Raw genomic sequence first — 23058 nt, forward strand, 5'->3', positions numbered from 1 at the left:
ATTGAGCGTTAGTTGCGATGATTTAGCGCTATTCAGCGCTTAGGCCGGGCTTTAAGTCTTAGAGAGTAAGCCCCAGTCTGAACATCATTGGATTCAATCAAATGCCACGCTGTCGCGTTAATGCCGTTCACTTAAGCCAAGTGAGCGGCATTTTTTTCCTCGATTTCATTGCAGTTGTCGCTTTTGACGCAAAGGTACAGAGAAAATCAATCGAAAAACCCTGATTTTCCTCCGCGCCTCTGCGCCTCTGCGTCAGGTTTTCAGGGTTTGTCGTTAAGTGAACTGTATTTACGCTGTCGCTTGGCTTTTTTATGGATTACTTGTTATTACAGCGACACTGCCGCTATGATGCGTTGTTTATTAAACTTGGCGCGAGCGATGCGAGTTTTACTGGCTTTAGGTTTGGCTTTATTTAATGCTGTTGCGCTCGCCGCGACGCCTAAGCTGCAGGCTAAGCCCGCTGCACCCGCTTATCAATTGGGCCCTGAGCAGCTGGGTTTGGTGGTGAATAAAAACGATCCACAGTCTCTTGAGATCGCCGCCTACTACGCCGATCAGCATCATTTAACACCAGAGCAAATTCTCGAAATCAGCCTGCCGACAGATCGAGTGTGGATTACAGAGGGCGAACTAGAGCAAGTCAAAGCGCAAATCGACGCACATTTTTCACCCCAAATTCAAGCGCTGGCGCTGGCGTGGAGCAAGCCGTATCGGGTGAACTGCATCGGGATGACCTATGGGATTACGCTCGGTTATATTGAAGGCATCTGCAGTAATCTGGGCCAGCCAACGCCAGCATCGCCGTATTTTAATCACGCAACAACGCAACCTTTTACCGATTTGGGCATCCGCCCCAGCATGATGTTGGCGGCACAAGATATGTCGAGTGCTAAAAAATTGATTGATCGTGGTGTGCAAGCTTGGGGTAATCAGCCCAAAGCAACGGCGTATTTTTTAACGACAACGGATCAAGCCCGCAGCTCGCGCGCGGCCTTGTTTCCGCCGAGTCAAATCGTCAAAAAACCAGCGATTAAAATCGAAAATATCCACGCCAATACGCTGAAAGATAAAAGCGATATTCTGATTTACCAAACGGGTTTGGCGAACGTGGCCGATCTAGCAACGCTGCGCTTTGTACCCGGCGCGCTGGCCGATCATTTAACGTCGTTCGGCGGCATGCTGACCGATAGCGGGCAAATGAGCAGTATGCAATGGCTAGAAAGCGGTGCAACCGCCAGCTACGGCACGGTGAGCGAGCCGTATAGCTACCCACAAAAATTCCCGCATCCGCAAGTGTTATTAGCGCATTATTTGAGCGGCGCAACGGCGGTTGAGGCCTACTGGAAAAGCGTTGCATGGCCGGCACAAGGCGTATTTATCGGTGACCCACTCGCTGCGCCGTATCGGAGCTTAAGCCCGTTTAAGTAATCAGATTGCTGCTAAATTTCGGCAATGTTCAGATTGGATGTTGATAGGCTATACAAGTGCTTGAGCAGATCGACTTCAACGCCTTCCCCCTCGACGGGGGAAGGTTGGGATGGGGGTGTTGAGCTTAAAATATACGCCGTAGTATCACCCTCACCCTACGCCCTCTCCCATCAAGGGAGAGGGAATGCCGCGAAGCTTTAATCACCATCAACACGTAATCTGAATATCGCCTAAATTTCTGTAGTATTGCCCGCTAAGCTTTGACAGCAAATAGCCAGAGGCTGATACCTTGGGTTTTTTAGGGCGCAAGCCCCGCAGAGATTTACGCGCCATCAGCGATGGATTGTCCGAGCATCGAAGCATTGATCAATCCATCTCAGGCCTGTTTAACCACGATTAACTGCGCGGCTTGAGCGCCATAATCGCTAAAAATGTGGCGTCGCCATTGTTGGTGGTTGCGGCTTTGTAGCAGCCCAATGCGCCTAACAGATGCACCGCCATCGCGGTCAGCTCCCAAGCCATGGCTTCATCGCCAATTTCAAACACATAGTCAAAATCAAAGAGGGCATTGCCAGTTAATGTGGCTAATTCTTTGATTTTTGCCGAGCGCTCGCGCAGCGCAGGCAATCCGGCGGCATTGCTCCACGCCCATTTCCATGTATTGTTTTTGGCTGAATAGCTGCCGATCTCAATCACCTCGACCTCTACTTCAAGCTGATCGGCCGCGTCGAAAAATTGCAGTTTTCCATTGGCTTGGTCAAACCACCAACGCCCCAGCCCACTGCCTAAACTGTAGCTGGCGCTTAACATCGCTTGTTTTTGCTCAAGCTCGGCAAAGCTCGCGTCAATAAAAGCGTAAAACTCATCATCGGTCATGCTCATACACAATATCCTTACTCTCAAACTTTAATCAAAATCTCAAATCGATTGCTCGATCCGCTTTTTATCGGCGAATCGATTTTAAGTCAACAGCCGATCGGTTTTGTTGATGTATTGCGGTCTAAGCGTGGATAGGCAATGGTGGGAGACCGATACATCGCTGTTGTAGGGTGCGCCTTGGCGCACGCGGATGCGGTGCGCGGTGATTGACGTGCTGATTGACGCGGTATCCGCGTGCGCAAACCCTGCGGATTTGCACACCCTACATCGAAGCACGTAGGGTGCTGATGAGCGAAGCGAATCGCGCCGTGGTTGCGGCGGCCACGGCTGTCTCGGCTTCTTCGGCGTAATTCGCTGCGCTCATTAGCGCCCTACGGGAGTGCGGTTTACGAGTTAATTGGCGTGACTTTGCTCGTCATTTATACCGAGGAAGGGATTATTTTTGAGTTTAAGTAGAGCATCACTGATGTCAATTTCATCTTCTGAAAAACAATAAGTCGTATTTTGATTAGTTTTGATATGGAGATATTTTTTTTGTGAGCGCTTGCCGTTTTTTCGCGACAGGTATTTGCTAATTAAGCCGGCAATTAGCAAAGAAAAAATACCGCCAAGATAGTGGTTTTCTTGGTAATGATTTCTGATGGCTTTTTCTTGGTTTGATTCAGTGTCAATCCAGTATTTATTGATCTCTTGGTTTTTAAAGTGTATTCCACCAATTTCTATCAATTGTTCATTCATGTTGACACGCCTTGAATTGGTTTTTGAAAATCGCAGCTTGCTGATTATTCTTATGCCAGTTTAGTCGTGTCAGGGTGAATTAAACATCATGTTTTCTCGATAGATATTTCAGTTTTTTGCTGCTCGTAGGATGGCTTGAGCGCAGCGCTACCCATCCATTCAAAGCGATGGGCATCGCCAAATTATGGTTTAACCCATCCTGCGCCACTTACCCTAATGCTTTATTCACAATCTCATATGTATCGCTCGACAATCCTTCCGTGGCGCGAATCCGCTCTAACTCTTGTTGCATTAACTCACGGCGGCTGGCGTCGACTTTGGTCCAGCGGTTAAAGCAGCTGGCAAGGCGGGCAGCGATTTGTGGGTTGATGGCGTCTAATTGAATAATATGATCGGCAGCAAAGGCGTAACCGTAGCCGTCAAACGAGTGAAAATGCGGTGGGTTGCCCAGACAAAATGCAGTGATCAGTGAGCGCACTTTATTTGGGTTTTTGATCGAAAACGCCGGATGCTCTGTGAGCTGCTGCACGCGGCTTAGCGCGCCGGGGCGGCGGCTGGTGGCTTGTAGCGTAAACCATTTGTCCATCACCAGCGCATCGGTGCTCCAGTGCGCGGCAAAGTCAGCCAGTTGGGCGTCACCGCCGTCGCGATTGACTAGCGCTTTGAGTGCCGCAAGGCGATCGGTCATATTGTCGGCGCGCTGGTATTGGCGAGCGAGTAAAGACGCAATCATCGGCTCATCGAGCTCAGCCAAATAATCCAAGCAAATATTTTTTAAGCTGCGGCGCGCGACTTGTTCACCTTCGTAAACATAAGGTGTCGCGTCGTTCAGCCGTTGATACACGGCGAGCAGTTCTTGGCGTAATTCACGGGCGATTTGCTGTTTGATGCTGCGGCAAACCTCGTATAAACGCACTGGGTCAACGTCGGATAATTGCTCAAACAAATAGTTTTCGCGTGGCAATTCCAGCATTAAGGCCACTAGCGCAGGGTCGAGTTTGTCGCTGGTGAGTAGCTTTTGGTAGGCGGCAATAAAGGCGGCTGGTGCTGCGACTTTTTCGCCTTGGCCGGCCGCAGCGTATTGCGTTTTGAGTAGTTGCACGGCAAAGGTGTTGGCCGCTTCCCAGCGCGCAAAAGCGTCGCTGTCATTGGCCATTAAAAACACCAAATCGTCATCGTTATACGCAAAATTTAAATGCACTGGCGCAGAAAAGTCGCGCAATAACGACGGCACCGGCAGGCACGGCACGTTAATAAACGTAAAGCTTTGCACCGCTTCGCGGATTTCTAATACGCGGGTGGTGCTGCCCGCCACGGCTTCGCCTTGCAATTGCAGCGGTAAATCTTGGCCACGGCGATCAATCAAGCCAACGGCCAAGGGCAAATGAAACGGCAGTTTGTGATCTTGCCCGGGCGTGGCTGGGCAATGCTGCGCTACGGTGAGCGTATAGGTTTGTGCGGCGGCGTCGTAATCGGCGTTGACCGACAAGACTGGCGTACCGGCTTGGCTGTACCAGCGCTCGAACTGATCGAGGTTCACGCCATTGGCGTCGCTCATCGCGCGGCGGAAATCGTCGCAAGTAACGGCTTGGCCATCATGGCGTTTAAAATACAAATCCATGCCACGGCGAAATCCGGCAGTGCCAAGCAAGGTGGCATACATGCGCACCACTTCGCTGCCTTTTTCGTAAATCGTCCAAGTATAAAAATTATTAATTTCTAGGTATTCATCGGGGCGAATCGGGTGCGCTTGTGGGCCTGCATCCTCAGAAAATTGGGTTTCGCGCAAGCTGCGAACGTTGCTAATACGCTGCACGGCGCGGCTACCGATATCGCTAGAGAATTCCTGATCGCGATACACCGTGAGGCCTTCTTTCAGGCTGAGCTGAAACCAGTCGCGGCAGGTCACGCGATTGCCGGTCCAGTTGTGAAAATATTCATGCGCGACGACTGAATCAATACCATCAAAATCAACGTCGGTGGCCGTATCAGGCTTGGCCAAAACAAACTTGGTATTAAAGATATTCAAGCCCTTGTTTTCCATCGCGCCCATATTAAAGTCGCTAACGGCGACAATCATATACGTATCGAGATCGTATTCCAGCGCAAAGCGTTCTTCATCCCAAGCCATAGCTTTTTGCGCGGCGGCCAGCGCATGGTGGCATTTATCTAAATTGCCCGGCTCGACATAAATCTCGATTTGAATCATGCGCTGACTCGGTGTGCTATGGCTGCCCGACAGCGCCACCAATTTGCCCGCGACTAAGGCAAATAAATACGCCGGCTTTTTAAATGGATCGACCCATTTCACCCAATGGCGATTTTTGTCCAAAGTGCCACTGCCTACGCGATTGCCGTTTGAGAGCAAGACCGGAAATTTGGTTTTATCGGCAATGATGGTGGTGGTGAATTTGGCCATCACGTCAGGGCGATCTAAGTAATAGGTGATTTTGCGAAAGCCTTCGGCCTCGCATTGGGTAAAGAAATTGCCATTGGATTGATATAAACCCATCAGGCTGGTGTTGTCGCTAGGTAGCAAACGCGTCACGATTTCTAAAATGCCATCGTCGGGCATCTGGGCAATGCGCAAGCTGCAATCGTCGAGAACATAGTCGCTCCTCGTGAGCGGCACGCCATCGAGTTTAATGCTCTCGAGCGTCAGTGCTTCACCATCCAAAACCAGCGGCGTATCGGCGCTCACACCCTGATTGCGTTTAATAATCAGGCGCGATGTTACTTTGGCATGGGTATCGCTTAGCTCAAAAGTTAAATCAACGCGGTCAATTAAATAGCTCGGGGGGGTATAGTCGAGACGACGAATCGCTTGGCGGCTGCTCATAGTGGGCGGCTCTTTTTGGGAATGGCAGAAAGTCGCCAGCTTAAACCGAGATTGATTCACAAACAATCGGCAATAGTGCGGTTGTGCGAGTTCGCCTCATTGGCTTGGTGTAAACGGCGGTTAACTCCGGCTGACATCATGCTGAAGGTGGGTATATTCCGAAAAAGTTCGATCTTAGACAAAAACAGTCATTCAGCTTATAAGTGCTGACTGGTATTATGACCCACATATTTTGCCGTCATTACGGAATCACACCACGATGTATATTTACGACGAATACGACCAGCAGATTGTGGACCAGCGCGTAGCGCAGTATCGCGATCAAACGCAACGCTTCTTAGCCGGTGAGTTAACGGAAGAGCAATTTCGCCCACTGCGCTTGCAAAACGGCCTTTATATTCAAAGGCATGCGCCGATGTTGCGGGTGGCCATTCCTTATGGTCATGTGAGCAGCCGCCAAGTTCGCAAGCTGGCTGAAATCGCCCGTAAATATGACAAAGATTATGCGCATTTCACCACGCGCCAAAACATCCAATACAACTGGCCAGCGCTGGAAAACGTGCCCGACATCTTGGCGGAACTCGCTACAGTGCAAATGCACGCGATTCAAACCTCGGGCAACTGTATCCGAAATACCACGACTGACCAGTTCGCCGGTGTGGCGCATGATGAAATTGTTGATCCACGCCCTTGGTGCGAAATCATCCGTCAATGGTCAACATTTCACCCTGAATTTGCTCACTTGCCGCGTAAATTTAAAATCGCCGTCAATGGCTCGGTCGAGGATCGTGCTGCCGTGTTGGTGCACGACATCGGTATTAATGTGGTGAAAAACGCCGCTGGCGAGGTGGGATTTGAGATCTACGTCGGTGGTGGTTTGGGCCGCACGCCGATTGTTGGTAGCCTGATCAAGCCTTGGCTTGAGCCAGAGCATTTGCTGTCGTATTTGGATGCCGTCTTGCGCGTATATAACCGCTACGGTCGCCGCGACAATAAATACAAAGCGCGGATTAAGATTTTGGTGAAAGCGATGACACCAGAAGCATTTGGTGCCAAGGTCGATCAAGAATGGGCGTTTACCAAAAACGGCCCAATGACATTAACGCAAGACGAAATCGCGCGTAACCAGCAATACTTTACTGCGCCAGCGTATGAAGTATTTACTGGGGATGACGCTGAATTTTTACGCCAAAAGTTGGAAAGCAAAGGGTTTAGCCGCTGGCTTGAGCGCAATGTGTTTGCGCACAAACAAGCTGGCTACGCCGCAGTGACCTTGAGCTTGAAACCCAACGGCGTTGCGCCGGGGGATGCGAGCTCAAGCCAGCTCGATGCCGTTGCTGATTTGGCCGATCAATATAGCTTTGGTGAATTGCGCGTGTCGCATCAGCAAAACTTGATTTTGGCCGATGTGAAGCAATCTGATTTGTTGGCCTTGTGGGAAGCGGCCAAAGCGATTGGTTTTGCTACGCCGAATATTGGCTTATTAACCGACGTGATTTGCTGCCCGGGCGGGGACTTCTGTTCATTGGCGAATGCCAAGTCGATCCCGATTGCGCTGGCGATTCAAGATCGTTTTGATAACCTCGATTACCTGCACGATTTGGGCGAGATCGACATGAATATGTCGGGCTGTATGAACGCTTGCGGTCATCACCATATCGGCAATATCGGCATTTTGGGCGTCGATAAAAACGGCTCAGAATGGTATCAAGTCTCGCTCGGTGGCCGTCAAGGCAAGGGGGCTAGCTTGGCCAAAGTACTTGGCCCCTCGTTTGCCCAAGATGAAATGCCGGATGTGATCGAAAAAATCATCAATGTGTTTGTCGCCAATCGCAATGGCGAAGAGTCGTTTATCGACTTATTTGATCGCATTGGTGCCGAGCCATTTAAAGCCAAAGTATATGAAGGCAAACCCAATCGTCGGGAGAAAGCAGATGCTTGATCAAAATCCTCAAGTCATTATTGACCGTGAAGTGGTTGCAAATCGTTGGGTTCGCGTTGTTGCCAATGAAGAGGGCGTGGTATCTGTCCCTAGCGAAGGCGCGGTGCTGCTTTCATACCAATACTGGTTATCTAAGCAAGAAGAACTCACATTACGTGCGGCGGCTGGTCATGCGGTGGCGGTGTGCTTTGCACCGGACGACGAACCAGAAAGCCTGCCGGTTGCTGCCAATCATTTTGTGATGATTGCATGTGATTTCCCGGCGTTTACCGATGGCCGTGGTTTTTCGATTGGTCGTTTACTGCGCGAGCGCCATGGCTTTACCGGAGAATTACGCGCGGTGGGCGATGTGTTTAAAGACACTATCAATTATTTATCGCGCTCTGGCTTTACCGCGTTTGACGTGCGTAGCGACAAAGATATTGTCGACGCTGCCAAGGGCTTGGATGACTTTACTGAGTCTTATCAATCGAGCGTGGCGCAACCCTTACCGCTGTTTCGCCGCCGAGCTGTCATTGCTTAAACTGGCGTTAATCGAAACGATATAAAAATACCCCAAGGCAAAACCTTGGGGTATTTTGTTATAAACGTTCTAAAAATTAGTCTAGCTGAATATACCCATGTAATTTTCTGATTGTTCATACCAATGATGCACTTATGGGCTTTTCATAAAACCGTCATTAAACTGGCGTGATACTGTCATATTGAGACTTTAAAGTAGCGCTTTTTTACCATTAAGGCGATTGCAGCGAATGTCTAAGTCTAATAATTTTAATGATGAAAACTCTAATACCTCAGAGAACCCAACATTTGATTCGGTGCTTGAACAGCGATTAATTAATCGCCGTCGTTTTTTGGGCATGAGCTTGTCGGGCGCAGCGGCTTTAGGCGGGATGGGCTTAGGTTTGGTTGGTTGCTCTTCAGGTGAAATTTTGCCACCGCCAGTATCGCCAACCGCAACACCAAGTGGCAGCCCTGTGCCGAGCCCAACGCCAACGCCACCGGTTGCCGTTAACCCGATTATGGCCAGCCTGGGCTTTACCGCCGTCGGCAAAAGCTTATTGGATAAAGTGGTGATTCCAGCTGGGTATAGCTACCAAGTGATTTATGCCTTGGGCGACCCGCTAACGGCCAGCACCCCGGCGTATAAAAATGATGGTAGCGATAGCGATTATGAAAATCGTGCGGGCGATCATCATGATGGGATGGAGTATTTTGGTCTTGATGCCGCCGGTAAACCGTCGAGCTCTGGCATTGAGCGCGGCCTGTTGGCGATGAATCACGAAGCGACCACTGATGAAACCAGATCGTCGTTCTTTTTGTACGCCAATGGCGGCACCAGCACTTTGCCACGCCCTGCGGCCGAAGTCGATAAAGAAGTTGCGATTCATGGCTTGTCAGTGGTTGAGATCAAGGCGACCAATAAGAAGTGGGCAACTGTTCAGGCCTCGGCATTTAATCGTCGCGTTACGCCATTGAGCGAAGTTGAAATCGCGGGTCCAGCGCGCGGCAATGCATTGTTGAAAACTAAGTATTCTGCTGATGGTACCAAAACACGCGGTACGATCAATAACTGTGGTACAGGTAAAACGCCTTGGGGTACTTTCCTGTCTGGTGAAGAAAACTGGAATGGTTATTTCTCCCGTGTTACCGCAGATGATACCGCTCGTGCCGATAAGAGCGTCGTGGCGCTGAAGCGTTACGGCCGCAGTGCAGGATCTGTATCTCGTCACGGGTGGGAAACAGGCGGTAGCGATGATAAATACGCACGTTGGAATATCAGTAAACTCGGTACTTCAGGTGATGGTACGGATGACTATCGCAATGAATTGAATGGTCAAGGCTACATCATCGAGATGGATGCTTACGACAAAACTAAAGCACTGAAAAAACGTACTGCCTTGGGGCGTTTTGCTCACGAAAGTGCAGCATTTGGTTTGCTGGTAGTGGGTCAACCATTGACCGTGTACTTGGGCGATGACTCAAAGAATGAATATATGTACAAGTTTGTATCAAAGGCGCTTTGGTCGGCTGCGGATGCAAATCCAGCTGATCGTATGGCGACAGGGGATAAATACCTGAATGAAGGTACGTTGTACGTTGCAAAATTTAACGCGGATGGTACGGGCGAATGGGTTGAGCTGTCGCTTAATAACCCATTGGTAAAAAACTACACAACTTATACCTTTGCTGATCAGGCTGATATTTGTGTAAACACACGCTTGGCTGGCGATGCCGTTGGTGCGACGAAGATGGATCGCCCTGAGTGGGGTGGCGTGCATCCGGTGACGGGTGAGTACTACCAAACTCTGACTAAGAATGAAAATCGAAATATTAATCCAGTTAAATCTACTGATTTGGTGCCCGATAGTGCTAACCCACGCGCGTATACCGATAGTGATGGTATCGGTGGTAAGGGTAATCCAAACGGTCACATTATACGCACCAAAGAAGGTACGACTGTGGGTGCGTTTAATTGGGATGTCTATGTATTTGGTGCTGAAGCCGATGCCGACAAGGCGATGATTAATCTGTCGAATTTGACTGATGATCAAGATATGTCTTCACCCGATGGTTTGGCATTTAGTCCAAGTACAGGTATCTGCTGGATTCAGACTGATGATGGTTACTATACCGATGTGACTAATTGCATGATGTTGGCGGCGATTCCTGGCAAGGTTGGCGATGGTGCAAGTAAAACGCTGAGCTATACAAAAGCGGATGGTACGAAACTGGATGTGGCTACTAAAGTGGGTGCAGCTCCTGCGGCAGATAAGCTAAAGCGCTTCTTGGTTGGCCCTAAAGATTGCGAAATCACGGGTCTATGCGAAACCCCAGATGGCAAAGCAATCTTTATTAATATCCAGCATCCGGGTGAAGGCACCAAGATGGCCGATGTGGCTGATCCAAGCAAATACACCAGTCAATGGCCAAGCAATGCCGGCTACGGCGCAGGTAAACGCCCACGCTCGGCAACGATTGTGATTACCAAAGACGATGGCGGTCGTATCGGCTCGTAAAATGAGCTGTTGAATCATGAGCTGTTGAATCATTGATTCGCGGAGTCGATAAGCACAATACCCCAAGGTTTTTTGGGGTATTGTCTTTTGTGGCTTTAAAATAAGAAGCTAGCGGCATATACCTTTAGGGGGGGGCTATTTTGGTCTTTATGCTGGCGTAGCTTCCATCGTATGCGTGGCTTGAGTGAGCAAACTTTTACTCATTGCCAGCACGCGAACAGCAAAGCCCAGTTCTTGGTATAGGGCGATGGCCTGCTGATTAAATTCAAACACAAGGAATTTGAGCGCAGTGCTACGCTTGGTGTTGATGGGGTATGTTAAAAGCGTTCAATAATTTGTTTCAAGACATCTTCTTGGTAGGGATGTAATTCGCTGGCGTCTTCCATTTCGGCCAATAAGACGGGGTTGTTAAATTTAGTTCGCGCTTCTTCGTAATAGGGGATTTGCACTCGGCGATAAAAATCAACATATTCATCAAAATCCAGCACATGGCAGTAATTGCGATAGCGACCGCGCGCTTTGATTTTGCCAAGGCTAATAAAAGACAATAAATAGGTGCTGCCCTTGGTGCCAAGGAACTCAGTGAGCGGGGTGGATGATGGATAGTTTGGCGGCTCGCAAACAAATTTATGGATGATTTTAAAATCAAAGTCGCGCTGATCAGCATCATGACGCCAGATGACATAGCCCGCATCGACGTGGGGGATAATTTTTCCACAGCAATCACAAATCCATTCTTGTAGCGGCTTGAGCATGGCGTGCTCCAGTGTTGTTCTGCTACAAGCTTAGTTAATTTTAATAGGAAGGCTAGCTGATGTGGTGCTTTCTTTGAAAGACAGACGACAAAAAACCCACTTCATTGCTGAAGTGGGTTCTGTGTTTGGTGCCCGGGGCCGGACTCGAACCGGCACACCTTTCGGCGGGGGATTTTGAGTCCCCTGCGTCTACCAATTCCGCCACCCGGGCAGGTGTCTGGTAAAGAGCCGACATAATAGCCAAGCTTTTTAAGCTTGGCAAGCGTTTTGTTGTTAAATTAGACCTGAGCGTTTTTTTTCAGTACTAAAGCGCGCTCATAAAGTGCATTTCTTGGTGCGCCAGTAATCGCTTGCGCCAGAGCAACTGCTTGTTTGACCGGCAATTCTGCAACCAATGGCACCAAGACTTGGTCATGCGCTGCCGCTTCGTCTTTTTCTGCTGGTGGTGCAGCATTCACCACGACAACCGATTCGCCTTTTTGCTGATTCGGATCGTTTTTGATCCACTCTGCGAGTTCAGCGAGTGGGCCGCGACGAATTGTTTCAAACGTTTTGCTTAATTCACGACATAATACCGCCTCGCGCTCAGCACCAAAGATGCTGCTCATATCGGCGACACAGTCGGCGATGCGATGCGGGGCTTCATAAAATACGGTGATATACGGCGAATCTTTAAGTAATGTTAATTCATCACAGCGTTGTTTGGTTTTTGGGGGTAAAAAGCCGTAAAACAAACTGTGCGCACAGCTAAAACCACTGGCCGATAGGGCCGCAGTTAAGGCCGAGGCTCCCGGAATCGGGATGACCTTAAAGCCCGCAGCATGTACGCTGGCGGCCAATACCGCGCCAGGGTCAGAGACCGCAGGGGTACCAGCGTCAGAAACTTGCGCTACGATTTCACCGGCAGCTAAGCGCGCAATGAGTTTTTCGGCCATGGCCCGCTCATTGTGTTCACGCACCGAAATCATTGGGGTGGTGATGCCGTATTGCTTGAGTAGTTGCCCGGTGACTCGGGTATCTTCGGCTGCAATCACATCGGCCGCTTTTAAAACCGCGATGGCTCGGGCTGTCATATCACCCCAGTTTCCGATTGGGGTGGCAACCACATATAATGAAGACTTACTGACATGGATATCAGGGTTATGCACGCCAAATTTCTCCTTGCCCACTTAAAGGCGGCTGTGTCGTGGTTTCGCGATACTGCGATCTTAGGGCTCATACTATACGGGGCGCTGGCCTTTACGACCACTACCATCCACGCCCAAGAAACGGATTTGACGGTTGAGCCGGTGCAGTCGACGGGCTTTATTGCGCTGATTTTGCCTAGCAAAGCCAAGGCGTTTAAGTCGGTGAGTGATACGATTCGTGCGGGGGTGTTGGCGGCAGAGCGCGTGCATGGCGGCGCAGAAATTCCTTTGGTGCGTGCTTATCCAACGGATGAGAAAGAAGAAAACGTCATTTTGGCGTATTTACAGGCCCAGCAAGATGGCGCGCAAGCGGTGATTGGCCCGTTAACCAAATCGGCGATTAATTATTTGTCCGATAGTACCGCACTCAATATTCCGGTCTTGGCGCTCAATAGTTTTGATGAAACCACTTTGCAGCAGCCCAATTTATATAGCTTTAGTTTGTCGGTTGAGGCTGAAGCGGCGCAAGTAGCGCAAGAAATTCAAAAAAATCAATCGATGCGGCCAGTGGTATTGCAAGTGAATGACGCCTTAAGCCAAAGAATGGCGCAAGGTTTTACCCAAGAATGGAAAAAAGCCACTGGCAATGAGGTGCAGGTGATTACCGTGGTGGATGCTCGCCACGATGCCGCGCAGCTGCGTGAGCAAATCGCTCAGCTGGGTGCGGATGTGATTTTTTTGGCAATGGATGGCAAGACGGCGCGTTTTATTCGACCTTATCTGGGCAACGATATGGCGATCTATGCCACCAGCCAAGTGGATTCGGGTCGCTTAGGACGTACTGCGCTGGTAGACTTAACGGGTATACGTTACGTCGATATGCCCTGGTTGGGTATGCCGCATAGCGAAGGCTATGACTTGTATAACCGCACTCGCTCTAATGCCTATGATTTAGAGCGATTATTTGCTTTTGGTATTGATGCTTGGCGTATTGCGAGTGTATTGGCCAAAGATACGCCGCCCACATTCAGTATCGATGGGGTGACCGGCCAGCTCACAATGGGCCCCGATCGCGTGGTGGTGCGCAATATGTTGCTGCGCACGATGACACTCGAGAAATAATGAATTCCCTCGGGCAGGTGGCCGAACAAGCTGCGCTTGAGTATTTGCAGCGACAAGGTTTACGGCTGATTGTACGCAATTGGTCGTGTAAACTCGGCGAGATAGATTTGATTATGCACGATGGGCGGACCTTGGTTTTTATTGAAGTTCGTTCACGCCGTAACCCTCGTTTTGGTGGCGCGGCGGGCAGTATTAATTCGGCCAAACAAGGCAAGTTATTGCGAACGGCACAATGCTATTTGCAATCGATGACTACCTTACCGGTTTGCCGGTTTGACGCCATCTGTATCGATGGCGAACACTTACAATGGCTAAAAGATTGTATCCAAGCGGATTAGCCCCATATTGACCCTATTCACGTGATAACACGTGAGCCCTTGAGTGGCACGTTTAAAAAAGGAAACCTCATGGACTTGATCCAGCGTGTTCAGCAACACTTTGTAGAAAGTATCGAAGCCAAACAATTATCGATGGGCGCTTTGTCGCCAGCGATTGCGATTGCCGCCGAGAAGATCGTGCAATCATTGATTGCCGACGGCAAAATTTTGGCCTGCGGCAATGGCGGATCAGCAGCGGATGCGCAGCATTTTGCTGCCGAAATGGTCGGCCGCTTTGAGCGTGAGCGTCCCGGTTTGCCGGCGATTGCCTTGACGACCGATTCTTCGGCGCTCACTGCCATTGCCAATGACTATGATTTTGATTTGGTTTTTTCTAAGCAAGTGCATGCGCTTGGCCGCGCGGGTGATATTTTGCTGGCGATTTCGACTTCGGGTAATTCAGCCAATGTGATCTCGGCGATTCATGCCGCACATGATCGCCATATGGTGGTCTTGGCCTTTACCGGCCGCGATGGCGGGCAAATTGCCGATTTATTGACTGGCGATGATGTGCATTTATGTGTCCCTCATCCACGCACTGCGCGGATTCAAGAAGTTCATATCACCGCGATTCACGCTTTGTGTGATGCCGTTGACTTTATGCTCTTAGGGGGCGATTAATGAAAGGGCGCATCACGGCCGCGATTTTGGTCGCTAGTCTGGGTTTGTCGGCGTGTGTGCCTTTGGTCGTCGTGGGCGGGATTGCGGTTGGCGCTTGGATTGGTTCAGACCCGCGTAAAACGGTGATGATTAAAGACGATGCGGATTTATCGGCCAATATCAGTGCCAAAATCATTGATCGTTGGAAAGCGCTGGCGCATGTGAATGTCGACGCTTTTAATGGTGCGGTATTGCTGGTGGGTGAGTTGCCAAGTAGTGAGGCGCAGCAAGAAGCTACGGCGATCGCGAAAAGCTTTCCAAAAACCCGTAAAGTCTATAACGAAACCGTGATTGCGCCGCCATCAAGCGCGATCGATCGCTTAAATGACAGCCAGCTAACGGCCAGAGTAAAAAGCGCTGTGATGTTGCAAGTGCCGGATGGCGCCAGCGTGCATGTGCAAATTGTGACTGAACGCAAAGTGGTGTATTTATTGGGCTTGGCGTCACCGCAAATTGCCGATCAAATCGCCAATATTGCCGCTTCGGTTTCGGGGGTGGCGCAGGTGGTGAAATTAATCGAGCCTAGCTTAGTCGCAACGCCATAGATCGATAGATGGTTTTTTGAAAAACAGCGCTCTCAATGAGCGCTGTTTTTGTTTGCACTATTTAAATAAGGCCGCTTGTTGCTTGAGTAAATCTTGCAGCACCCCTTGCATAATCAGCGGTTGCGCTGGCGCGGTGGGGTGTAATTGATCGGCTTGAAATAGCGCATTATTGTGAACAATCGGCGCTAATAAAAACGGCGTAAAACTCAGTTGAAACTCTTTGGCCAGTTTTTGATAACTCGCGGTAAATGCGCGGGTGTATTGCGGGCCAAAATTGGGCGGAATCTGTATGCCAACCAAATGTACCGCAGTGCCCTTGCTTTGTGCGCTGCGAATGATTTTTGCCAGATTGTCTTGCATGGTTTGCGTGGGCAGACCACGTAAACCATCGTTAGCACCCAGCGCCAAAATCAGTAATTGCGCGGGGTATTTATTTTGGATCGCAGCAAAGCGCGTTAGCCCACCGGCCGTGGTTTCTCCTGATACACTGGCGTTGATAATTTGAAAGCTTTTACCGCGCCGCTGTAATTCAGTTTCTAGCAAGCGTGGCCAAGCTTGCTCGGCTTTTAGACCGTATCCAGCCGAAAGACTATCACCAAAGACCAAAATAGTCGGCGTCTTGGCGGCAAATACCCCTTGGCTGGCGATGAGTAAGGCAGCAAGTAGCCAGGGTTTGGCCTTGCAAGATTTTTCACTGCGCCTTGTTATTTTGGCGCAAGCAGTACTGATTAACCATTTCAAACGGATTACTAGATTCATGACGATTCCTTTGCCTGTCGATACATTGGCGATATTGCAAGTGCAGCAATTGACTAAAACCGTTGCCAGTGGCAAATCGACGCTGACTATTTTGCACGATTTAAGCTTGAGTGTCGCTCATGGCGCCAGTTTAGCCATTGTCGGTAGCTCAGGCTCGGGCAAATCAACTTTATTGGGTTTGCTGGCCGGTTTAGATGTGGCTAGTTCAGGTGAAATCTACTTGGCGGGCAACGCTTTAAGTGGCTTGAGTGAAGATGGTCGGGCCTTATTACGCGCCAAAACAGCCGGTTTTGTATTTCAGTCTTTTCAGCTTTTGCCGGATTTAACCGCCTTAGAAAATGTCATGTTGCCGCTCGAACTCAGTGATCGTGTCGATGCGCGACATCTCGCCGAACAATGGCTGACTAAAGTCGGTTTAAGCGAGCGCATGCAGCATACGCCACGGCAACTGTCTGGCGGCGAGCAGCAGCGGGTGGCGCTGGCGCGCGCTTTTGCGCCGGGCCCAGCGATTTTATTTGCCGATGAACCCACCGGCAGTTTGGATTCGGCCACGGGGCTAGTGATTGCCGATTTATTGTTTACGCTTAATCGTGAAGCGGGTACCACGCTGGTGCTGGTGACGCATGATGAAACATTGGCGGCGCGCTGCCAATCGCAGCTGCGTTTAGCCGCTGGCCGAGTGGTGAGCCAGCAAGGTTTAGCAGCATGAAGTGGTCGATGAATTGGATGTTATTTCGCCGCAGTTTAGCCGCCGGTGAGTTTCGAACTTTGCTGTTGGCGCTGACGATTGCGATTGCTGCTTTAAGCAGTGTGGGGTCGATTACTGAGCGGGTGCAGCATTTATTGCTAGGGCAAGCAAACGAGACTTTAGGCGCTGATTTGGTATTGCGCTCAGATCATGAGATTGCCGCGCCGCTGAGCAATGCCGCGCAAGTTCAGGGTTTGCGCGTGGCCAAGACCGCCACATTTCCTTCTATGGTCGGCGTTCATCCGCAGGCTAGCGCGCCGGTCGCTGGCGAGATGCCCGCTGCCGCATCGTCAATCTCAGCCGAAACCGAGCCGGCAGCGCTGACTTTGGCCTCGGTCAAGGCGGTGAGCGGCTTATATCCTTTGCGTGGCGATTTGCGTTTACAAGATGGCTCGCGCATCAGTGCGCCGCAGGCAGGGCAGGCGCTGATTGATCAACGCTTGCAATCTATGCTGGGTATTGAAGTCGGTGCCATATTGGATGTAGGTTTGCTGCAATTACGGGTGGTGGGTATCTTAGGGCAAGAGCCGGATGCGGCGTTTGATTTCTCGAGTTTACAGCCGCGCTTGATGATGAATGACGCCGATTTAGCCGCCAGTGGTTTATTGGGTTTTGGTAGTCGGGTGAAATACCGATTAATGCTGGCTGGCGATGCCTTGGCGTTGGCGGAGTGGCGTTTGCAAGCCACGCCCCAATTAGAGCGCGGGCAAAAGCTAGAAAGCGTTAGCGACGCCAGACCCGAGCTGAAAGACGCCTTAGATCGAGCCAGCCGATTTTTAAAATTAGCCGCCTTATTGGCCGCTTGTTTGGCGGCGGTGGCGATGATTTTGGCGGCACGCCGCTTTGCACTACGCCATTACGATATGGTGGCGTTGCTGCGCACCTTTGGCGCAACGCGCCGCCAAGTGCAGCAGATTTTATTGGCGCAATTGGCTTTAGTGGCGGCGATGGCGGCGCTACTGGGTGGCGTTCTGGGCTGGTTGGCGCAAAGCGCTTTAGTGGCCTTATTAAAATCAAGTTTGCCCGCGTCTTTGCCAGCGGGCAGTAGCATCCCGTGGCTATTGGCGAGTGTGTTGGGCGTGGTGTTATTGATCGGTTGCGCAGGGCCGATGTTAATGGCGCTGGCACAAACGCCACCACTGCGCGTATTGCGGCGCGAGATTGAGCCCAGTACCCGTGTCGGTGTGCAATGGTTGGTGACGGCGGTATTGATGCTGGGCTTACTGTATTGGATTGCCAATGACATTCAACTGGCGTTAATGGTCGGGACTGGCGTGGTGCTGGCACTGGCTTTAGCAGGTGGTTTAGGCTTGTTATTGCTGCGCGGTTTGCAGCGGATATTGCCGGGGGCAACGGTGAAAATTGCTTTGCGCCAATTGCAGCGCCAGCGTGTGTTGGTGGCCGCCCAATTGGGGGCATTATCGTTGGGCTTGATGGGCATTGCGCTGTTAACCGTGGTGCAAAGTGATTTATTAAGCGCGTGGCAGCGGCAAATTCCAGCGCATGCGCCGAATCATTTTGCGATCAATATTCAGCCGGAACAAGCAAGTGCGGTGGCCCAGCAATTTAGCCAACAAGGTTTAGCTGCGCCGACTTTATTGCCGATGATCCGTGGGCGTTGGCTGGCGCTCAATCAGCAGCCGGTAGAGCCTGAGCGCTATGGCGAAGCGCGCGCGCAGCGTTTGGCTGAGCGTGAATTTAACCTGAGCGTGGCACCAAGTGCAGTCAGCGAACAAGGCAAAATTGTGGCCGGTCAGCCTTTACAAGCCAATATTCCGGCGTGGTCGGTGGAGGAGGGCTTGGCAAAAACCTTGGGTATTGCCGTTGGGGACACGCTCACCTTTGATGTCGGCGGCATACCCATCAGTGCACCTGTGGCTAATTTACGTCAGGTGGCTTGGGAATCGTTCCAAGTGAATTTTTTTGTCATGGGCAGTGCCAGCTTATTGCAAGCGCAGACCGGTAGTTGGATTAGCAGTTTTTATTTGCCACCTAATCAAACGCAATGGATCGCCAGCTGGGTGCGGGCCATGCCCAATATCACCGTGATTGATGTCGGGCAGGTACTCAATGAAGTGCAAAGAGTCATTACTTTAGCTAGCTCGGTGCTGCGTTTAGTGTTGATTTTATGCGTGCTGGCGGGCTTAACCGTGTTGATTGCCGCTTTGGATACCACTGAGAGTGAACGACGACGTGAGGCGGCGATTATGCGTGCTTTAGGCGCAACGTCAAAGCGGCTGGCAGCCGTGTGGTGGGTAGAAAGTCTCTTGCTCGGCGCAGTGGCCGGTTTGATTGCGGGGGTGTGTGCTAGTGTCTTAGGTTGGTGTTTGGCCACGCAACTACTGAATATCCCGATGGCGCTTAATCTTTTATTGCCGTTATATACCATACTGCTGGGCATGTTTTTGGCGGCATTAACGGTGTGGCGACGCTTGCGCGTTTTTGCACAAACCACCCCGATGGTGTTGCTTAAAGATTAAACCGCTGCATTGTTTGCGCCAAAGCAAAACCGTGTAAGTTTGTCTGGTGCATGCTGTGATGAAATAGGGTATTGAATGAGGTGGGGCAATGCTGATTTTGGATCAAGGACCCGTGGTTCGGCTGTGCCAAACTTATCTGGGTGGCACACCGCATCAGGTTGAAAAAGTCACCGGCTTTTATGCCGATGTGTATATGGTGACCGTAGGATCGGTACGAGCCGTGCTGAAATATTATCGCCTGCCGGGGCAGGCGCAGCTAGAGGCGGCAGGTTTGGACTTTTTGCGGCAGTATAGCCATGGCATCAAGATCCCAGAAGTGATTGCGCTGCATACCCCGGGTGACATCGGTGAAGCACTGATTATGACCTATGTCGCTGGGATTCCCGCCAGTCATGCGCTGGAATCGCCGGTGATGATCGATCGCTTTGCCGATGAATGTACTGATTTATTGCTGAGCTGGCATTCTGTTACCCGGCCCAGCGGTTTTAGCGGTTTGGATGGCTGCCAATACGCTGATTTTGCCAGCAGCTATCGAGTCTTTTTGCAGCAGCGTGTGCAATGGCTAAAAAGCAATTGGGCAACTCAGCATCTGGGCGTGCATTTGCGTGAAAGGCTGATTATGTTGGCTGAGCAATTTGACGCGCTGCCTGTGTCGATCGCCGGTTTGCCCACATTGATTCACGATGATTGCCATGCGGCCAATTTTTTAGTGGATCCGGATACTCAGCGTTTATGTGGCGTGATCGATCCATGTCATGCGCGATTTGCGCATAAGGATTTGGATTTATTTCACTTGCAGGATGTGCGGCCGGACTTTAATTTATTGCCAACCTATCTGGCCAAATCGCCACAAGACGCGGGCTTACGCACCCGATTGGCGTATTTCAGTTTGTTCGACGACATCAAGCACGCCGCCGCAACGCATTGGGAAGATGAAGAATGGCTGTGGCGCAAAGTCGATAAGCTCGACGTTTTGATGACACAACTGCCGCTGGTGGCTTGAGCGTGTAGATTGAAATAAAAAAAGCCGGTTCGTGATGAACCGGCTTTTTTATGCCCATTTTAAATCGCAATGATTGCAATCTAATCGTCATCCTCTTCATTTAAACGCACGAGTAACACCGGAATCGTGGTGCGGTGTAATAAGCTTTCGGCCATGCTGCCAAAGATTAAATTCATAAACCCAGAGTAGCCGTGCGTGCCCATTACAATCAAATCGGCATGAACCAGCGCAGCTGCTTTCAGTAGCGCATCAGCGGCATGGCCGCCGCGTTGCTCGATCAAGCGGTTGCTACATGCAACACCTTGGTTTTGCGCTTGCTGGCAAAAGCGATCAAGCATGGCTTGAATTTCGCCTTCAACGCGATCGCGTTGCGCGTCATAGCTCGGTAGATCCAGGCCGGGCATTACGCTACTGGCAATGGTGGCACGCGAAATATCGCTCACATGCAGCAAAATCAGCTGGCTTTTTGCCAGTTGGGCTAGGGCTAAAGCATGTTCAAATGCGGCGGCAGCCGTGTCGCTGTTATCGATGGGTACCACAATTTTTTGATACATATCGCGCTCCAAAAGTGACTAAATAGGCGAGGAACATCGTTTTGATCGTCGCTCGTCTAAGCTGCCAACGAGTCAATCAAACCCATTGGCAGGGGGGCTTTTTGATGTGATTCATTGTACAGAAAATGTCCATTTCAGGGGCAAACTGAGCGTGGTTTGCGGCGACGGTGTCGCACCGATAGCAGACGATGCCGCATTACTACGCCTTGATTCGCCGCGAAAAGCGCGTAAGCAGCGGCGACAAACCCAGCGCCAACAGAGCTTAGGGATAGGGGGCGTTTAAAACCGTCAAAAATGCATCGCCGTATTTATCCAGTTTGCGATCGCCAACGCCCGAAATGCGCGATAGCTCGTAATGATCGCGTGGGTGCAGTCGAATCATTTCTTTGAGCGTCGCGTCGCCAAATACCACATACGCCGGCACGTCTTGCTCGTCGGCGAGCTGTTTTCTGAGTCGGCGTAATGCTTGCCAGAGCGCCAATTCTTGCGGGTTGGCAAAATCGCTGTCTTTGTCGGTGTAATTAAATTTCTCGGTGCGCGCGCGTAAATACAGCGGTGTTTCGCCTTTTAAATACGGCCGGGCCAGATCAGTCAGTTGCAAACCGCCGTGGCCTTCGGGCGCCAGTTGCAAAGCGCCGCGCACGATAAGTTGGCGAAATACGGCGCGCCAACTTGATTCGTCTACGTCTTTACCAATACCAAAGGTGCTGAGTTTGTCGTGCAAAAATTCTTTGACTTTGGGCGTGGTTTTACCGCGTAACACATCCACCAAATGGCCAACGCCAAAGCGATTGCCGGTGCGATACACGCAAGACAAAGCTTTTTGCGCTGCCGCGCTCATTTCGACTAGTTTGGGCGGATTTAAGCAATTGTCGCAATTGCCGCAAGGGGTAATGGTTTCGCCAAAATAGGCCAGCAAGGTTTGTCGCCGGCAATCGGTGGATTCAACCAGACCGAGCATGGCATCGAGTTTACGGCGCTCGATGTGTTTTTGCTCATCGCTGCTACCGCCTTGCTCTATCATTTGCGCTAGCAAAATCACGTCGTTTAAGCCATACGCCAGCCAAGTATTGGCGGGTAAACCATCGCGGCCGGCGCGCCCGGTTTCTTGGTAGTAGTTTTCTATGCTTTTTGGCATATCCAAATGCGCGACAAAGCGCACATCGGGCTTATTAATTCCCATGCCAAAAGCGATGGTGGCCACCATGACTACGCCTTCTTCGCGCAGAAACGTTTGTTGATTTTTGGCGCGCACACTGGCGTCGAGCCCGGCGTGATACGGCAGCGCGCGAATTTCTTTTTCTCTAAGCCAAGCGGCAGTGTCTTCGACTTTTTTGCGCGATAGACAATACACAATGCCAGAATCTCGCTCGTGTTCCCGGCGCAAAAAAGTCAGTAATTGATCGCGGGCGGTTTTTTTCTCGACAATGGCGTAGCGCAAATTGGGGCGATCAAAGCTGGAGATATATTGCGCAGCGCCTTCTAGGCGCAAGCGCATGACCATCTCAGTTCGCGTGGCATGATCGGCCGTGGCGGTGAGCGCAATGCGTGGCACTTGCGGAAAATCATCAGCCAATACCGATAAGGCCAGATATTCGGGGCGGAAATCATGGCCCCATTGCGAAACGCAATGCGCTTCATCAATCGCAAACAGGGCGATATGCGCTTGGCGCAGCAAGGATTGAAAGCGAATCGTCGTCAGTCGCTCCGGCGCAACATACAGCAGCTTGAGTTCGCCAGCGACAAAAGCGCGCTCAACTTCACGCGCCGCATTGGCGTCTAGCGTTGAGTTTAAAAAAGCCGCCGCCACGCCCAATTCTTTGAGCGCATCGACTTGATCTTGCATCAGCGCAATCAGCGGCGAGACCACCACCGCGCAACCGTTTCGCACCAAGGCGGGGATTTGGTAACACAGCGATTTTCCGCCACCCGTGGGCATCAGGACGAGCGCATCACCACCGGCGCAAATATGGTCGACGACTTCACCTTGTTGGCCACGAAAAGCGTGATAACCAAAGGTGTGTTCAAGAATGTGCAGCGGAGTATTAGGCATATGGGCGTGAATTGTACTCTGTTCTCTCG

General features: G+C 50.8%; 20 protein-coding genes and 1 tRNA gene. 11 read left to right on the forward strand and 10 right to left on the reverse strand.

Annotated elements, in window-relative coordinates; all coding sequences use genetic code 11:
* Nucleotides 1-378 precede the first annotated feature (378 nt).
* On the forward strand, nt 379-1428 hold the full coding sequence (locus Q0V82_RS00200; RefSeq protein ID WP_297571705.1) for a TIGR03790 family protein: 1050 nt from the start codon (nt 379-381) through the stop codon (nt 1426-1428).
* Between the two features lie 396 nt (nt 1429-1824).
* Here the strand turns inward: Q0V82_RS00200 and Q0V82_RS00205 are convergent, their stop codons facing one another.
* The 3 genes from Q0V82_RS00205 to pepN form a co-directional block, all read right to left on the reverse strand.
* Nucleotides 1825-2310, reverse strand: coding sequence for a DUF6882 domain-containing protein (locus Q0V82_RS00205; RefSeq protein ID WP_297571708.1), 486 nt, complete (start codon nt 2308-2310; stop codon nt 1825-1827).
* A gap of 390 nt (nt 2311-2700) precedes the next feature.
* A complete protein-coding gene (locus Q0V82_RS00210) occupies nt 2701-3045 on the reverse strand; it encodes a hypothetical protein (RefSeq protein WP_297571710.1) in 345 nt (114 codons plus the stop codon).
* Between the two features lie 208 nt (nt 3046-3253).
* Complete coding sequence (gene pepN, locus Q0V82_RS00215; RefSeq protein ID WP_297571712.1) at nt 3254-5884, reverse strand: aminopeptidase N; 2631 nt, start codon at nt 5882-5884, stop codon at nt 3254-3256.
* A gap of 259 nt (nt 5885-6143) precedes the next feature.
* Here pepN and Q0V82_RS00220 point away from each other — a divergent pair, with 259 nt between their 5' ends.
* The 3 genes from Q0V82_RS00220 (at nt 6144) to Q0V82_RS00230 (ending at nt 10846) form a co-directional block, all read left to right on the forward strand.
* Nucleotides 6144-7826 carry a nitrite/sulfite reductase gene (locus tag Q0V82_RS00220; protein WP_297571714.1) on the forward strand — a complete coding sequence of 561 codons (1683 nt, stop codon included), beginning with the start codon at nt 6144-6146 and terminating at the stop codon, nt 7824-7826.
* Complete coding sequence (locus Q0V82_RS00225; RefSeq protein ID WP_297571716.1) at nt 7819-8349, forward strand: DUF934 domain-containing protein; 531 nt, start codon at nt 7819-7821, stop codon at nt 8347-8349. Before Q0V82_RS00220 ends, Q0V82_RS00225 begins: the two co-directional genes overlap by 8 nt.
* Before the next feature lie 229 nt (nt 8350-8578).
* A complete protein-coding gene (locus tag Q0V82_RS00230; RefSeq protein ID WP_297571718.1) occupies nt 8579-10846 on the forward strand; it encodes a PhoX family phosphatase in 2268 nt (755 codons plus the stop codon).
* Between the two features lie 147 nt (nt 10847-10993).
* Here the strand turns inward: Q0V82_RS00230 and Q0V82_RS00235 are convergent, their stop codons facing one another.
* The 4 genes from Q0V82_RS00235 to rsmI all read right to left on the reverse strand — a co-directional run bounded on the left by Q0V82_RS00235 (nt 10994) and on the right by rsmI (nt 12707).
* Nucleotides 10994-11119 carry a hypothetical protein gene (locus Q0V82_RS00235; protein ID WP_297571719.1) on the reverse strand — a complete coding sequence of 42 codons (126 nt, stop codon included), beginning with the start codon at nt 11117-11119 and terminating at the stop codon, nt 10994-10996.
* A 44-nt stretch (nt 11120-11163) separates the two neighbouring features.
* The gene (locus tag Q0V82_RS00240) at nt 11164-11601 is read right to left on the reverse strand and encodes a hypothetical protein (RefSeq protein WP_297571720.1); all 438 of its coding nucleotides are present in this window, start codon (nt 11599-11601) and stop codon (nt 11164-11166) included.
* Between the two features lie 126 nt (nt 11602-11727).
* A tRNA-Leu gene (locus Q0V82_RS00245) sits at nt 11728-11812 on the reverse strand.
* Between the two features lie 67 nt (nt 11813-11879).
* Nucleotides 11880-12707, reverse strand: coding sequence for a 16S rRNA (cytidine(1402)-2'-O)-methyltransferase (gene rsmI, locus Q0V82_RS00250; RefSeq protein WP_297572010.1), 828 nt, complete (start codon nt 12705-12707; stop codon nt 11880-11882).
* A 36-nt stretch (nt 12708-12743) separates the two neighbouring features.
* Between rsmI and Q0V82_RS00255 the strand changes: the two genes are divergently transcribed.
* From Q0V82_RS00255 to Q0V82_RS00270, 4 genes are all read left to right on the forward strand, one after another.
* Complete coding sequence (locus tag Q0V82_RS00255) at nt 12744-13850, forward strand: penicillin-binding protein activator (RefSeq protein WP_297571721.1); 1107 nt, start codon at nt 12744-12746, stop codon at nt 13848-13850.
* A complete protein-coding gene (locus tag Q0V82_RS00260) occupies nt 13850-14188 on the forward strand; it encodes a YraN family protein (protein WP_297571723.1) in 339 nt (112 codons plus the stop codon). The genes Q0V82_RS00255 and Q0V82_RS00260 overlap by 1 nt, the downstream gene beginning before the upstream one ends.
* A 69-nt stretch (nt 14189-14257) precedes the next feature.
* Nucleotides 14258-14848, forward strand: a complete 591-nt coding sequence (locus Q0V82_RS00265; protein ID WP_297571724.1) for a phosphoheptose isomerase — start codon at nt 14258-14260, stop codon at nt 14846-14848.
* Nucleotides 14848-15432: a BON domain-containing protein gene (locus Q0V82_RS00270; protein WP_297571725.1), complete on the forward strand. Its 585-nt coding sequence runs from the start codon at nt 14848-14850 to the stop codon at nt 15430-15432. The genes Q0V82_RS00265 and Q0V82_RS00270 overlap by 1 nt, the downstream gene beginning before the upstream one ends.
* A gap of 57 nt (nt 15433-15489) precedes the next feature.
* Here Q0V82_RS00270 and Q0V82_RS00275 read toward each other — a convergent pair whose 3' ends face one another.
* Nucleotides 15490-16191, reverse strand: coding sequence for an arylesterase (locus Q0V82_RS00275; protein WP_297571726.1), 702 nt, complete (start codon nt 16189-16191; stop codon nt 15490-15492).
* Between Q0V82_RS00275 and Q0V82_RS00280 the strand changes: the two genes are divergently transcribed.
* The 3 genes from Q0V82_RS00280 to Q0V82_RS00290 all read left to right on the forward strand — a co-directional run bounded on the left by Q0V82_RS00280 (nt 16190) and on the right by Q0V82_RS00290 (nt 20422).
* A complete protein-coding gene (locus tag Q0V82_RS00280) occupies nt 16190-16900 on the forward strand; it encodes an ABC transporter ATP-binding protein (RefSeq protein WP_297571727.1) in 711 nt (236 codons plus the stop codon). The two genes, Q0V82_RS00275 and Q0V82_RS00280, sit on opposite strands and share 2 nt — an antisense overlap.
* Before the next feature lie 8 nt (nt 16901-16908).
* Nucleotides 16909-19419, forward strand: a complete 2511-nt coding sequence (locus tag Q0V82_RS00285) for an ABC transporter permease (RefSeq protein WP_297571728.1) — start codon at nt 16909-16911, stop codon at nt 19417-19419.
* 88 nt (nt 19420-19507) lie between these two features.
* Nucleotides 19508-20422, forward strand: coding sequence for a phosphotransferase (locus Q0V82_RS00290; RefSeq protein WP_297571729.1), 915 nt, complete (start codon nt 19508-19510; stop codon nt 20420-20422).
* 80 nt (nt 20423-20502) lie between these two features.
* Here Q0V82_RS00290 and Q0V82_RS00295 read toward each other — a convergent pair whose 3' ends face one another.
* Together Q0V82_RS00295 and recQ are read right to left on the reverse strand one after the other, a co-directional pair.
* Nucleotides 20503-20976, reverse strand: a complete 474-nt coding sequence (locus Q0V82_RS00295) for a universal stress protein (protein WP_297571730.1) — start codon at nt 20974-20976, stop codon at nt 20503-20505.
* Nucleotides 20977-21238: 262 nt separating this feature from the next.
* On the reverse strand, nt 21239-23029 hold the full coding sequence (gene recQ / locus Q0V82_RS00300; protein WP_297571731.1) for a DNA helicase RecQ: 1791 nt from the start codon (nt 23027-23029) through the stop codon (nt 21239-21241).
* Nucleotides 23030-23058 lie beyond the last annotated feature (29 nt).

This window comes from uncultured Deefgea sp., from assembly GCF_947072475.1.
Taxonomy (GTDB): domain Bacteria; phylum Pseudomonadota; class Gammaproteobacteria; order Burkholderiales; family Chitinibacteraceae; genus Deefgea.

Excerpts from the sequence above, each read along its gene's own strand:
- Q0V82_RS00200 (WP_297571705.1), top strand. The coding sequence starts at position 379 with ATGCGAGTTTTACTGGCTTTAGGTTTGGCTTTATTTAATGCTGTTGCG.
- Q0V82_RS00205 (WP_297571708.1), bottom strand. The coding sequence starts at position 2,310 with ATGAGCATGACCGATGATGAGTTTTACGCTTTTATTGACGCGAGCTTT.
- Q0V82_RS00210 (WP_297571710.1), bottom strand. The coding sequence starts at position 3,045 with ATGAATGAACAATTGATAGAAATTGGTGGAATACACTTTAAAAACCAA.
- pepN (WP_297571712.1), bottom strand. The coding sequence starts at position 5,884 with ATGAGCAGCCGCCAAGCGATTCGTCGTCTCGACTATACCCCCCCGAGC.
- Q0V82_RS00220 (WP_297571714.1), top strand. The coding sequence starts at position 6,144 with ATGTATATTTACGACGAATACGACCAGCAGATTGTGGACCAGCGCGTA.
- Q0V82_RS00225 (WP_297571716.1), top strand. The coding sequence starts at position 7,819 with ATGCTTGATCAAAATCCTCAAGTCATTATTGACCGTGAAGTGGTTGCA.
- Q0V82_RS00230 (WP_297571718.1), top strand. The coding sequence starts at position 8,579 with ATGTCTAAGTCTAATAATTTTAATGATGAAAACTCTAATACCTCAGAG.
- Q0V82_RS00240 (WP_297571720.1), bottom strand. The coding sequence starts at position 11,601 with ATGCTCAAGCCGCTACAAGAATGGATTTGTGATTGCTGTGGAAAAATT.
- Q0V82_RS00255 (WP_297571721.1), top strand. The coding sequence starts at position 12,744 with ATGCACGCCAAATTTCTCCTTGCCCACTTAAAGGCGGCTGTGTCGTGG.
- Q0V82_RS00260 (WP_297571723.1), top strand. The coding sequence starts at position 13,850 with ATGAATTCCCTCGGGCAGGTGGCCGAACAAGCTGCGCTTGAGTATTTG.
- Q0V82_RS00265 (WP_297571724.1), top strand. The coding sequence starts at position 14,258 with ATGGACTTGATCCAGCGTGTTCAGCAACACTTTGTAGAAAGTATCGAA.
- Q0V82_RS00270 (WP_297571725.1), top strand. The coding sequence starts at position 14,848 with ATGAAAGGGCGCATCACGGCCGCGATTTTGGTCGCTAGTCTGGGTTTG.
- Q0V82_RS00280 (WP_297571727.1), top strand. The coding sequence starts at position 16,190 with ATGACGATTCCTTTGCCTGTCGATACATTGGCGATATTGCAAGTGCAG.
- Q0V82_RS00275 (WP_297571726.1), bottom strand. The coding sequence starts at position 16,191 with ATGAATCTAGTAATCCGTTTGAAATGGTTAATCAGTACTGCTTGCGCC.
- Q0V82_RS00285 (WP_297571728.1), top strand. The coding sequence starts at position 16,909 with ATGAATTGGATGTTATTTCGCCGCAGTTTAGCCGCCGGTGAGTTTCGA.
- Q0V82_RS00290 (WP_297571729.1), top strand. The coding sequence starts at position 19,508 with ATGCTGATTTTGGATCAAGGACCCGTGGTTCGGCTGTGCCAAACTTAT.
- Q0V82_RS00295 (WP_297571730.1), bottom strand. The coding sequence starts at position 20,976 with ATGTATCAAAAAATTGTGGTACCCATCGATAACAGCGACACGGCTGCC.
- recQ (WP_297571731.1), bottom strand. The coding sequence starts at position 23,029 with ATGCCTAATACTCCGCTGCACATTCTTGAACACACCTTTGGTTATCAC.